At 64.6% G+C, this 12,351-nt stretch carries 11 protein-coding genes; 7 read left to right on the forward strand and 4 right to left on the reverse strand.

The genetic code is table 11. The features are described from left to right. Positions 1–17: 17 nt before the first annotated feature. Entirely contained in the window at positions 18–962 is a 945-nt protein-coding gene (locus AB4Z38_RS10755) for a COX15/CtaA family protein (RefSeq protein ID WP_441429693.1), read from the forward strand. Between the two features lie 153 nt (positions 963–1,115). Here the strand turns inward: AB4Z38_RS10755 and AB4Z38_RS10760 are convergent, their stop codons facing one another. Continuing rightward, entirely contained in the window at positions 1,116–2,078 is a 963-nt protein-coding gene (locus AB4Z38_RS10760; protein WP_441429694.1) for a heme o synthase, read from the reverse strand. Between the two features lie 413 nt (positions 2,079–2,491). Here AB4Z38_RS10760 and tkt point away from each other — a divergent pair, with 413 nt between their 5' ends. Genes tkt through pgl form a run of 6 tightly spaced genes read left to right on the forward strand, consistent with a single transcriptional unit; the run spans position 2,492 to position 10,750 of the window. Beyond that, positions 2,492–4,609 carry a transketolase gene (gene tkt / locus AB4Z38_RS10765; RefSeq protein ID WP_441429695.1) on the forward strand — a complete coding sequence of 706 codons (2,118 nt, stop codon included), beginning with the start codon at positions 2,492–2,494 and terminating at the stop codon, positions 4,607–4,609. Positions 4,610–4,666: 57 nt separating this feature from the next. Beyond that, positions 4,667–5,785, forward strand: coding sequence for a transaldolase (gene tal, locus AB4Z38_RS10770; protein ID WP_441429696.1), 1,119 nt, complete (start codon positions 4,667–4,669; stop codon positions 5,783–5,785). A gap of 5 nt (positions 5,786–5,790) precedes the next feature. Further along, positions 5,791–7,422 (forward strand): glucose-6-phosphate isomerase, encoded by a 1,632-nt coding sequence (locus tag AB4Z38_RS10775; protein ID WP_441429697.1) that lies wholly within the window; start codon positions 5,791–5,793, stop codon positions 7,420–7,422. A 15-nt stretch (positions 7,423–7,437) separates the two neighbouring features. Continuing rightward, a complete protein-coding gene (gene zwf / locus AB4Z38_RS10780) occupies positions 7,438–9,003 on the forward strand; it encodes a glucose-6-phosphate dehydrogenase (protein ID WP_441429698.1) in 1,566 nt (521 codons plus the stop codon). Continuing rightward, positions 9,000–9,923: a glucose-6-phosphate dehydrogenase assembly protein OpcA gene (locus AB4Z38_RS10785; RefSeq protein WP_441429699.1), complete on the forward strand. Its 924-nt coding sequence runs from the start codon at positions 9,000–9,002 to the stop codon at positions 9,921–9,923. The genes zwf and AB4Z38_RS10785 overlap by 4 nt, the downstream gene beginning before the upstream one ends. Before the next feature lie 8 nt (positions 9,924–9,931). After that, positions 9,932–10,750: a 6-phosphogluconolactonase gene (gene pgl, locus AB4Z38_RS10790; protein ID WP_441429700.1), complete on the forward strand. Its 819-nt coding sequence runs from the start codon at positions 9,932–9,934 to the stop codon at positions 10,748–10,750. Here pgl and AB4Z38_RS10795 read toward each other — a convergent pair. From AB4Z38_RS10795 to tpiA, 3 genes are all read right to left on the reverse strand, one after another. Continuing rightward, positions 10,703–11,098, reverse strand: coding sequence for an RNA polymerase-binding protein RbpA (locus tag AB4Z38_RS10795; protein WP_441429701.1), 396 nt, complete (start codon positions 11,096–11,098; stop codon positions 10,703–10,705). The genes pgl and AB4Z38_RS10795 overlap by 48 nt on opposite strands. 99 nt (positions 11,099–11,197) lie before the next feature. Beyond that, complete coding sequence (gene secG / locus AB4Z38_RS10800) at positions 11,198–11,455, reverse strand: preprotein translocase subunit SecG (RefSeq protein WP_059389278.1); 258 nt, start codon at positions 11,453–11,455, stop codon at positions 11,198–11,200. A gap of 47 nt (positions 11,456–11,502) precedes the next feature. Continuing rightward, positions 11,503–12,318, reverse strand: a complete 816-nt coding sequence (gene tpiA, locus AB4Z38_RS10805; protein ID WP_441429702.1) for a triose-phosphate isomerase — start codon at positions 12,316–12,318, stop codon at positions 11,503–11,505. Between the last annotated feature and the right edge of the window lie 33 nt (positions 12,319–12,351).

The raw sequence follows: 12,351 nt of genomic DNA on the forward strand, positions 1-12,351 counted from the left end.
CGAGAATTGAGAAAACTGTGAGCACGGCTTCCCGCCTCCCGAAGTCCATCCAGCAGTTGACCGCTAAACTGCCCACGGAAGTCAACAGCACCGTCCGCAGGCTGGCGATGTTGTCCCTGATCGGCCAGGTGGTCCTGGTGGTCACTGGCGGCGCGGTCCGGCTGACATCCTCAGGGCTCGGGTGCCCGACATGGCCACGCTGCACCAGCGGTTCCCTTGTGAACACTCCGGAGATGGGCATCCACGGCTTCATCGAATTCGGCAACCGCATGCTGACGTTCGCCTTGGCGGCTGTCGCCGTCCTGATGCTGGTGTATTTGTGGAACCTCCGCAAGGAACGCCGCGACCTTTTCCTTCTCGCTGTGGGCCTGCTCGCCAGCATTCCGGCACAGGCCATCATCGGCGGCATCACCGTGCTGTCCAATCTGAACCCCTGGGTTGTCGGACTGCACTTCCTGGTTTCCATGGCCCTGGTTGTGTTCTCCACGCTCCTGGTCAACCGCGCCTATGACCGGACCGGCCGCTTCATGAACCGGCCGTTGGCACCGATTCCGGGCGCCATGGGCCCTGTCATGACCGCCGTCGCGTTCTTCTCGGCAGTCGCTGTGTGCCTCGGCGTCGTCGTGACTGGCGCAGGACCCCACGCCGGGGACGCCAACGCGCCGCGCAACGACCTCGACTGGGACCTCTTCTCGCACATCCACGCAGTGCCGGCGTACCTCATCACGGCCGGAGCCGTTTTCGCCGTCTACTTCGTCCTGCGCAAGGGAATTACCGGCCCGTTCCGCACGGCGGCGCTGCTGCTGCTCGCCGTGACGGTCCTGCAGGCGGTCATCGGCTTTGCCCAGTACTACAACGGCATCCCCGCCCTCCTGGTAGGCGCCCACATGTTGGGTGCCGCCCTGCTTATGAGTGCTGCCACGAACGCGGCGGATGTGGCACGGTTCAGCCCGAAACTCTAGCCCTGGCGGCTGCTCGCCGCCGCGTAGGCCAAAGGGAAGACCCTCCTTCACGTCATGGGACGTGCAGGAGGGTCTTCTGTTTTACCCCTATAAGTGAGCGGGCGTTGGGGAAAAGGGCGCCATAAGTGAGCGGGCGTCGGAGAACCGAAGCCGTCAACCGCCGACGATCGGGGAACCGATGAACGGATCCACCGCGAGGGCAATGAAGAGAAGCGTCAAATAGCTGATGGAGCCGTGGAAGACCTTCATGGCTCCCTTGTTCGAGACGTCGCCGCCCTGCGCCCGGCTATAGAGGGCATGGGACTCATACAGGAACCAGGCGCCCGCAAGGACGGCGGCGATGGTGTACACCCAGCCCGCGCGGCCAACCGGCACCAAAAGCAGCGAGCAAACCACCATGGCCCAGGCGTACAGGACCACCTGGACAGAAACCACCTTGGCGCCGGCGATGGCACCGAGCATGGGGACGTTGGCGTTGCGGTAGTCCTCGCCGTACCGCATGGACAGCGGCCAGTAGTGCGGAGGAGTCCACAGGAAGATCACCATGAAAAGCACGACGGCGGGCCACTCGACGGTGTTTGTCACGGCCGCCCAGGCGATCAGCACCGGGAAACAGCCGGCCGCGCCGCCCCATACGATGTTCTGTGCGGTGCGGCGCTTGAGGATCATCGTGTAGATGACAACGTAGAAAACAATCGCACCAAGGCCGAGCCAAGCCGAAAGCGGGTTGGCCCCGAACCACAGGATGGCGATGGAGGCAGCGCCAAGGATCCACGCAAAGACAAGTGCTTCGCGCGGGGTGACTTCGCCCGTCACGAGGGGCCGCTTTTCGGTGCGGTGCATCAACTTATCGATGTCGCGGTCGATGTAACAGTTGAAGACCCCTGCGCTGCCGGCTGCGAAGGCGCCGCCCACCAACGTGGCCAGGATCAAGCCGATGGAGGGGAAGCCCCGTTCCGCGAAGATCATGGTGGGCAAGGTGCTGACCAGCAGCAACTCGATCACGCGGGGTTTGGTCAGTGCCAGATACGCCTTGAACTTACGGGACATTCCGCGCTTCCCCACAGCCGGGGAAGCATTGAGGGGCGTATCTGTTGTGCTCACGTTGGCAGTCACTCTGTTCTTTGCTGGTGTTGTCAAGGCGGGTTTCTCGCGGCGGCGGCACCTCGCTTCGGCCTCCAGATATCATACCGTGGCCTGTCCGACGCCACGGCACCGGCGAACTTTCCTGTGTTTCCGAAAGTTCACCGGCACTTTGCCGTCGAGGTGATTCATAAAACGGAATATGCGTCCATTTTTTGAGATTCCCGCCATTCAGGGCGGCGAACCGGGCTAAGCTGTCTGCAGATCAGCTCACGCAGGTTTCCGAGAAAGCGTATTCTCAGATTTGCATGTCTGGATGAAAGATCAACGTTTCAATGGTGAACGGCTGGTAGGAACTTCGCAGCGGGCGCCATCCTGTGCCCGAGGTTTGCCATGTGCCGTCACCAGCCGTCAGCACAGAGAGGGGCTCGGTTTACGTGCCACATTTGGAAGAGCAAGAACTGACTTGGACAAGCCTGGACCAGCGCGCCGTGGACACCGTCCGCGTTTTGGCCGCTGACGCCGTCGAGAAGGTCGGCAACGGTCACCCCGGCACGGCCATGAGCCTTGCACCGGCCGCCTACCTGCTGTTCCAGAAGCTGATGCGCCACGACCCGAAGCACCCGGACTGGATCGGCCGTGACCGGTTCATCCTGTCCCCCGGACACACATCGCTGACCCTGTACATCCAGCTGTTCCTTTCCGGCTACGGCCTGGAGCTGAAGGACCTCGAGGCCTTGCGCACCTGGGGTTCGCTGACCCCCGGCCACCCGGAATACAAGCACACCGCCGGCGTCGAGATCACCACCGGCCCGCTGGGCCAGGGCCTGGCCTCCTCGGTGGGCTTCGCCTACTCGCAGCGCCGCCAACGCGGTCTGTTCGACGCCGACGCCCCCGCCGGCGAGAGCCCGTTCGACCACACCATCTGGGTCATTGCCTCCGACGGCGACCTCCAGGAAGGCGTCACCTCGGAAGCTTCTTCCCTGGCCGGGCACCAGGAACTGGGCAACCTCGTGGTGATCTACGACGAGAACCACATCTCCATCGAAGACGACACCGACGTCGCGTTCACCGAAGACGTGCTCAAGCGCTACGAGGCCTACGGCTGGCACACCCAGCGCGTGGACTGGACCAAGACCGGCGAATACGTCGAAGACGTCCAGGAACTCTACGGCGCCCTGCTCGCCGCGAAGGCCGAAACCAGCAAGCCGTCCATCATCTCGCTGCGCACCATCATCGGCTACCCGGCCCCCAAGAAGCAGAACACCGGCAAGATCCACGGTTCCGCCCTCGGCGCCGAGGAAGTCGCGGCCCTCAAGGAAGTCCTGGGCTTCGACCCCGAGCGATCCTTCCAGGTTGACGAGGACGTCCTGGCACATGCCCGTGCCGTCGTCGAACGCGGAGCAGCCGAGCGCACCGAATGGCAGGCATCCTTCGAAGCGTGGCAGACCGCCAACCCGGAGGGAGCGGCACTGCTTGAGCGCATCGAGGCCAAGAAGCTTCCTGTCGAGCTCGACGCCGCGCTGCCGGTGTTCGAAGCAGGCAAGGACGTTTCCACCCGCGCCGCTTCCGGCAAGGTCCTGAACGCGATCGGCCCGGTCCTTCCGGAACTGTGGGGCGGTTCGGCCGACCTCGCCGAGTCCAACAACACCACCATCGAGGGATCACCGTCGTTCATTCCGGCCTCGCGCTCCACCGGCGCCTGGAAGGGCAACCCGTACGGCCGGGTGCTGCACTTCGGTATCCGCGAGCACGCCGCGGCTTCGATCGTGAACGGCATCTCCTTGCACGGCCGGACCCGGGCGTTCTCCGGCACGTTCCTGATCTTCAGTGACTACCAGCGTCCCGCGATCCGCCTCGGTGCCCTCATGGGTGTTCCGTCGCTGTACGTCTGGACCCACGACTCCATCGGCCTGGGCGAAGACGGCCCCACCCACCAGCCGGTGGAACAGCTCTCCACCCTGCGCGCCATCCCGGGCCTGGACGTTGTCCGTCCCGGCGACGCCAACGAGGTTGCCGCAGCATGGAAGACCATGCTGGAGAACCACGAGAACCCGGCAGGCATCGTGCTGACCCGCCAGAACATCCCGACGTACGCACGCGGCGAGGGCATTGCCGAGGGTGACGCCTTCGGCTCCACCGCAGGCGTCGCAAAGGGCGGCTACGTCCTGGCAGAGGCTTCGAAGGACGGCGCCACGGTCCCGGCCCAGGTCATCCTGATCGGCACCGGTTCCGAGGTCCAGCTCGCGGTGAACGCCCGCGAAGCGCTCCAGGCCGAAGGCATCGCCACCCGCGTCGTCTCCATGCCGTGCGTCGAGTGGTTCAACAAGCAGGACTCCGCGTACCGCGAGTCCGTGCTCCCGGCCGCCGTCAAGGCCCGCGTCTCGGTCGAAGCCGGCCTGGCACTGGGCTGGAAGGAATTCGTCGGCGACGCCGGACGCTCCATCAGCCTCGAGCACTTCGGCGCCTCGGCAGACTACAAGCGCCTCTTCAAGGAGTTCGGCATCACGGCAGAAGCAGTCGCCGCCGCCGCCAAGGACTCCCTCGCGGGTCTCAGCAGCTGAAAACGCGTCTGAGACGAATCCGACTGCAACGAACAGATTTCCAAGGAGATTAAAGAAATGACTACGACTCCCACCCAGCAGCTTTCCGACGCCGGTGTGTCCATCTGGCTTGACGACCTTTCCCGGGAACGCCTTTCCAGCGGAAGCCTGCAGAAGCTCATCGACGAGAAGAACGTGGTTGGTGTGACCACCAATCCGTCCATCTTCCACGCCGCCATCACCGCCGGCAGCGACTATGACGCCGTGATCGCCGAAGAGGCTGCCAAGGGCGCAACCGTTGAAGAGACTGTCTTCGAGATCACCACCACCGACGTCGCCGATGCCTGCGACCTCTTCGCCCCGGTCGCGGCAGCGAGCAAAGGCGTCGACGGCCGCGTCTCCATCGAGGTGGACCCCCGCCTGGCGTGGGACACCGAAGGCACCATCGCCGAGGCCAAGCACCTGTACAAGAAGGTCAACAAGGACAACGTCCACATCAAGATCCCGGCAACCCTTGAAGGCCTTGCCGCCATCACGGCAACCCTGGCGGAGGGCATCAGCGTCAACGTGACCCTGATCTTCTCCCTGGAGCGCTACCGCGCCGTCATCAACGCTTTCCAGTCCGGCCTGGAGCTGGCCAAGGAAAACGGCCACGACCTTTCCAAGATCCACTCGGTGGCGTCGTTCTTCGTTTCCCGCGTGGACTCCGAGATCGACAAGCGCCTCAATGCCCTCGGCACCGACGAAGCGAAGGCCCTCAAGGGCAAGGCAGGCGTTGCCAATGCCCGCCTGGCCTACCAGGTCTACGAAGAGCTGTTCTCCACCGAGCGCTGGGCAGTCCTGGCCGAAGCCGGCGCGCTGCCGCAGCGTCCGCTGTGGGCCTCGACCGGCGTGAAGGACCCGGCCTACCCGGACACCCTGTACGTGACCGAGCTGGTCGCCGCCGGCGTCGTCAACACCATGCCGGAAAAGACCCTCGACGCCACGTTCGACCACGGCGTAGTCACCGGTGACACGGTCTCCGGCACCTACGAGGAAGCAAACAGCGTCCTCAACGCACTGGAAGGCCTGGGCATTTCCTACAACGACGTCGTCGCAATCCTCGAATCCGAGGGCCTGGACAAGTTCGTCGCCAGCTGGAAGGAACTTCTGGCCGACGTCGAAGGCGCCCTCGCCTCTGCACGGAAGGCTTCCTAACCCACATGAGCACTCTCAGCTACGACGCCAGCGGTGCTGCGCAGCAGGCCATCGAGCAGCACATCCCGGCACTTGTCGAAGACCGGATTGCCACGAGGATTTTCGCGAAGGACCACACGCTGTGGGGTCCGGATGCCGAATCCGAATCCGCCATCCGTCTCGGATGGGTGGAAGCGGCAACCGTTTCCCAGCCCTTGGTCGAAGGAATCCTGGAACTCCGGGATGCCCTCCGGGCCGAAGGCGTCTCCCGCATTGTCCTGTGTGGCATGGGCGGCTCTTCCCTTGCCCCCGAGGTCATTGCCGGCACCGCTGGCGTCGAGCTGACCGTGCTGGACAGCACAGACCCCGAACAGGTGGGTGCTGCCCTCGCGGACCGCCTGGCCGAGACCGCAATCGTGGTCTCTTCCAAGTCAGGTTCCACCGTGGAAACCGACTCACAGCGACGGGTATTCGAGCAGGCCTTCACCGACGCCGGCATCGATGCCAAGAGCCGCATCGTCATCGTGACCGATCCCGGTTCCCCGCTGGACAAAGCCTCCCGTGAAGCCGGCTACCGTGCGGTCTTCAATGCCGACCCGAACGTCGGCGGCCGCTTTTCGGCGCTGACGGCTTTCGGATTGGTCCCGAGTGGCCTCGCCGGAGTCGACATCCAGGCATTCCTGGATGAGGCGGAGGAAGCTGCGGAAATCCTCAACGAGGACTCCCCCGAAAACATCGGACTCCGGCTCGGTGCTGCGCTCGGCGGAACCACCCCGTTGCGCAACAAGATCGTCATCGTCGAGGACGGCTCCGGAATCGTTGGATTTGCGGACTGGGCCGAACAGCTCATCGCCGAGTCCACCGGCAAACTCGGCACGGGGGTCCTGCCGGTTGTTGCAGGTCCTTCCGCACCCGAGGTCAGCAGCGGCGCGGAAGACGTCCTCGTGATCCGCCTCGTCGGTGCGGAATCCGACGTCGAACTCGGCGAAAACGAGGCCGCCATCGCCGGCGGCCTGGCCACCCAGATGTTCGTCTGGGAATTCGCCACCTCGGTCGCAGGGCGCCTGCTCGGCATCAACCCCTTTGACCAGCCCGACGTCGAGGCAGCCAAGATTGCCGCACGCGGCCTCCTCGACGCCCGTCCCGAGCCGACGCCGGCGAACTTCGTCGACGGCGCGATCGAGGTCCGCGGGGGCGCGTGGCTCGGCGACGCGGCAACGGCCGCAGACGCCGTCAAGGCCCTCCTTGCTGAACTCGGCACGGACGGCTACCTGAGCGTCCAGGCATATTTCGACCGGATCGCGTACGCGCAGCTGGAAGGCATCCGCGACGAACTCGCCGGCCTCAGTGGCCGGCCGGTCACTTTCGGCTGGGGTCCGCGCTTCCTGCACTCCACCGGACAGTTCCACAAGGGCGGACCGGCCATCGGTTCGTTCCTGCAGGTTACGGCTTCCGCGACCGGCGATATCGCCATCCCGGAACGCCCGTTCACTTTCGGTCAGCTGATTGCAGCCCAGGCGGCCGGCGATGCCCAGGTTCTTGAGAACCACGGCCGTCCGGTCCTGCGGCTGCACCTCACGGATCGTGGAGCCGGCGTCGCCCAGCTCCAGGACATCGTCGCCGCACTGGCCGGCCAGGCCAGCGCGCTCGAAAGCTAAGGCACAAACCCAAACATGCCAGAAACTGAAATCGGTTACAGGTCCACCGGAAAGGCAAGCCACCGCAATCCCCTCCGGGATCCTCGGGACCGGCGCCTGAACCGCATCGCAGGGCCTTCATCATTGGTGTTCTTCGGAGTCACCGGCGACCTTGCCCGAAAGAAACTCATGCCGGCGGTTTATGACCTCGCCAACCGCGGGCTGTTGCCGCCGAGCTTCGCGCTCGTCGGCTTCGGCCGGCGGGACTGGAGCAACGAGGACTTCGCGGACGAGGTCAAGGAGAACGTCAAGGCGCACTCCCGCACCCCGTTCGACGACGCCGTCTGGAACCAGCTCTCCGAGGGCATCCGCTTTGTCCAGGGAGAGTTCGACGACGACCAGGCGTTCAAGCGCCTCAGCGCCACCCTTGACGAACTGGACGAGACCCGCGGCACCCGCGGGAATCACGGGTTCTACCTGTCCATTCCGCCCAAGGCCTTCGAGCAGGTCTGCCGCCAGCTGTCCAAGCACGGACTGGCGCAGGCCGGCGATGGCCAGTGGCGCCGGGTGGTCATCGAGAAGCCCTTCGGCCACGACCTGGAGTCCGCGCGCAAGCTCAACGACATCGTTGAGTCCGTCTTCCCGCCGGACGCGGTCTTCCGGATCGACCACTACCTGGGCAAGGAGACGGTGCAGAACATCCTGGCCCTGCGCTTCGCCAACCAGCTGTTCGAGCCGCTCTGGAACGCCAACTACGTGGACCACGTCCAGATCACCATGGCCGAGGACATCGGCACCGGTGGGCGGGCGGGATATTACGACGGCGTGGGCGCGGCCCGCGACGTCATCCAGAACCACCTCCTGCAGCTGCTGGCCCTGACGGCGATGGAGGAGCCCATCTCGTTCAACGCCGATGACCTGCGTGCCGAAAAGGAAAAGGTCCTGGCAGCGGTCAGGCTCCCCGAAGACCTGTCCACCCACTCGGCCCGCGGCCAGTTCACCGGCGGCTGGCAGGGCGGCGAGCTGGTGCAGGGTTACCTCGAGGAAGAGGGCATTCCGGCCGATTCCAAGACGGAAACCTTTGCGGCCATCCGCCTGGACATCAACACCCGGCGCTGGGCCGGGGCCCCGTTCTACCTGCGGGCCGGCAAACGGCTTGGCCGGCGCGTCACGGAAATCGCCGTGGTGTTCAAGCGGGCGCCCAACCTGCTCTTCCGCGGCCACGGCGAGGACGACTTCGGCCAGAATGCCGTGGTCATCCGCGTCCAGCCCGACGAGGGCGCGACCATCCGCTTCGGCTCCAAGGTCCCGGGCACGCAGATGGAAGTCCGCGATGTCACTATGGACTTCGGCTACGGACACTCCTTCACGGAGTCCAGCCCCGAGGCCTACGAACGCCTCATCCTGGACGTCCTGCTGGGCGAGCCTCCGCTCTTCCCGCGGCACCAGGAAGTCGAGGAGTCCTGGAAGATCCTGGACCCCTTCGAAGAATACTGGGCCGGACTCGACGAACAGCCCGAACCCTATGCCCCCGGCAGCTGGGGGCCGGCCTCGGCCGACGAGCTGCTTGCCCGCGACGGACGAACCTGGAGAAGGCCATGATCGTAGATCTTCCCGATACCACCACCTCCAAGATCTCCAAGAAGATCACCTCCCTGCGCGAGCAGGGAGGCGTGATCGCCCTCGGACGCGTCCTGACCCTCGTGGTCGTCACCAAGTCCGGTCTCGAGGAAGAAGCCATCGAGGCAGCCAACGAGGCCAGCCGGGAACACCCCTGCCGCATCATCGTCCTCGCGGACGCCGGGAGCGAAGCGCCCAACCGCCTCGACGCCCAGATCCGGGTGGGCGGGGACGCCGGAGCATCAGAAGTCATCGTGCTGCGCGGCTACGGCGAGCTCGCCAAGGAAAGCGAATCCCTCGTCGCGGCACTGCTCCTGCCCGACGCGCCGATCGTGGCCTGGTGGCCGCACGGAGCACCCGAGAACGCCTGCGAAACCTCCATCGGACGCATCGCGCACAGGCGCATCACGGACTCCGCCAACGAGGCCGACCCCGCTGCAGCACTGGCCCGGATCCGGAAAACCTACCGGGCAGGCGATACTGACCTCGCCTGGACCCGGCTGACCAACTGGCGCCTGCAACTCGCGGCAGCCCTGGACCAGGTCGACGAATCGCCCGTCACGGCCATCGCCGTCGAAGGCGCTTCGGACTCGCCCAGCACCTTGCTGCTTGCCGCCTGGCTCACCCTGTTCCTCGACGCTCCGGTCCAGATCGTCGCCGACCCGGCAGGAACAGGCATCCGCAGGGTACGCCTGAGCCGCGCCACCGGCGACGTCCAACTGGTCCGTCCCGGCCTCACCATCGCGGAACTGACCCAGCCGGGCCAGCCCGCCCAGCGGATATCACTCCCCCGCCGCAGCCTCAAAGACTGCCTCGCCGAAGAACTGCGCCGCCTCGATCCGGACGATGTCTTCGGAGAAGTGATTACTATGGGACTGCCCCGAACCAATAGCAAGGAGTGACTGTCCCAGTGAGCGCTGACCCAAGAGTAAGCATCCATCCCGACTCCGCCGTCCTTATGGCCGCGATCGCAGCACGGCTCATCACCAAGCTGGTGGACGTCCAGGACAAGCACGGCGAAGCCACTGTGGTCCTCACCGGCGGAACCGTGGGCATCGGCACCCTGAAAGCGGTTGCCGACTCGCCCGCGGCGCCCGCCGTTGACTGGTCCCGGGTGAACTTCTGGTGGGGTGACGAGCGCTTCGTTGGCAAGGACAGCACAGACCGCAACACCGTACAGGCGCGTGAGGCACTGCTCTCCAGCCTGCCGGTGGACCCGGATCGCGTGCACGAACCGGGTTCTTCTGATGAGTTCGCCAGTGCGGACGAGGCCGCTGCGGACTACGCGGCCCGGCTCAAGGCTGCGGCCGTTGCCGAGCACGCCGCGGACACTTCGGACAACCGCCCCGAGGAGGCCGGCGAGTTGCCTCGATTCGACATCCTGCTGCTTGGTGTGGGTCCGGATGCGCACATCGCCTCGCTCTTCCCGGAGCAAGCGGGCATCCGCGTGAAGGACCGTACGGTCGTGGGGGTCGAGAACTCCCCCAAGCCACCTCCTTCGAGGATTTCACTGACCTTGCCCGCGATCAACTCAGCCCAGGAAATCTGGATGGTTGTGGCCGGCGAGGACAAGGCCGGAGCCGTCGGACTGGCCCTCGCAGGCGCCAACCCGGTCCAGGTTCCCGCCTCCGGTCCCAGTGGCCGCTCGAGGACCCTATGGCTCATCGATGAGAATGCAGCCTCACGTGTCCCCCAGCAGCTCGTCCGTAAGGACCCCGCGGGCGCGTAACCGCTTGAGCGCTCCAGCCAGGACAATTTCCGCGTCCTGGCTGGAGCGTCTTTCTTTAACGTAGTCCAGGTGGCTCTTGAAGACTTCTTCGTCCGCACGTTCCATGGTGGCTTCGGCCTGTTCGCGGACGGCAACCAGGCCACATTTCGGGCAGTCCCATTGGATCGGGATTTGATCTTCCGGGAGCTTAATGAAAACAAGCCGCGTTTCATGTCCCTTGGCGCACCAATAGGGAACACGAATACGCGGCAAGCTTTCGCCGACTACAGAGTCGGATTGGTTCCTCGGGGCCGATCCGGCTGTTACGCCGGCACGTGTGCCCCGGAATCCTGAAGTACCATGAACCATCGTCGATCCCCTTGAGAGTTCGGCTGCATGGCGCTGAAGGCCATGCAGCCTAGTCTAATGAGAGGACACCTCTAGTGCGAGGATCCGACGGCGGCAGTGCTAGGAGTCTCCGCCCGCGGTGAAACGCATGATGAGGCCAAGTCCAATGATCACGACGCCCCAAGTGCAGCCCAAGACGATGGTGAAGCGGTTGAGGTTTCGCTCTGCGACACCTGAAGAACTCAATCCTGAGCTCATGCCACCGCCAAACATATCGGACAACCCGCCGCCACGCCCCTTATGGAGGAGGATGAGCAGCGTCAGCAGAAGGCTGGTAATGCCCAGCAGGATCTGCAGAATGACTTGAAGAACGTCCACGACGGCCTTTCAGAAGAACGGAAAACGGGAGCGGAACCTAAAACGGACTAAGCCGCGCTGAGGTGGCTCTCGAACCTGACAATGTTAGCAAACTCGGCGGGGTCCAGGCTCGCGCCACCCACCAGCAGACCGTCGACATCGCTTTCGGCCATGATCGCTGCCGCGTTGTTGGCCTTGACCGAACCACCGTAGAGGAGTCGGGTCTTGGCGCCCACGGCATCGTCGAACAAGGATGCGAGCTCTGAACGGATCGCGGCGCACATCTCTTGCGCGTCTTCGGGACCCGCGACTTCGCCCGTCCCGATGGCCCAAACAGGCTCGTACGCAACAACCAGTTCGCCCGCTTGATCTGCCGTGAGGCCTTCGACGCCGGCGCGCAATTGGGCCAGCGTGTGCTCCACGTGGGTGCCGGCCCGCCGGATCTCAAGGCCCTCGCCGACACACAGGACCGGCGTAACGTCGTGGCGGAAGGCTGCTTTGACCTTCGCATTGAGGACCTGGTCGTCCTCGTTGTGGATGGTGCGGCGTTCGCTGTGGCCTACCAGGACATAGGCGCAACCGAGCTTGTTGAGGAACTGGCCTGAAATGTCGCCGGTGTACGCTCCGGAGTCGAACTGCGAAAGGTCCTGTCCACCGTAGACGACGTCCAGCTCGTCGCCCTGAACCAGGGTCTGCACACCGCGCAGGTCGGTAAACGGCGGGAAGACGGAAACCTCCACCCGGCTGTAATCGTGCTTGGCATCGGACAGGGTCCATGCGAGCTTCTGCAGCAGGGTGATGCCCTGGACGTGGTCCATGTTCATCTTCCAGTTGCCGGCAATGAAGGGCTTGCGGATGAAGTTTCCGTTGGCAGAATTTGTCACGTGTGCTCCAAAGATGCGTTGAGATAGGGGAGC

The sequence above is a fragment of the Arthrobacter sp. 2RAF6 genome (assembly GCF_052115205.1).
GTDB lineage: Bacteria > Actinomycetota > Actinomycetes > Actinomycetales > Micrococcaceae > Arthrobacter.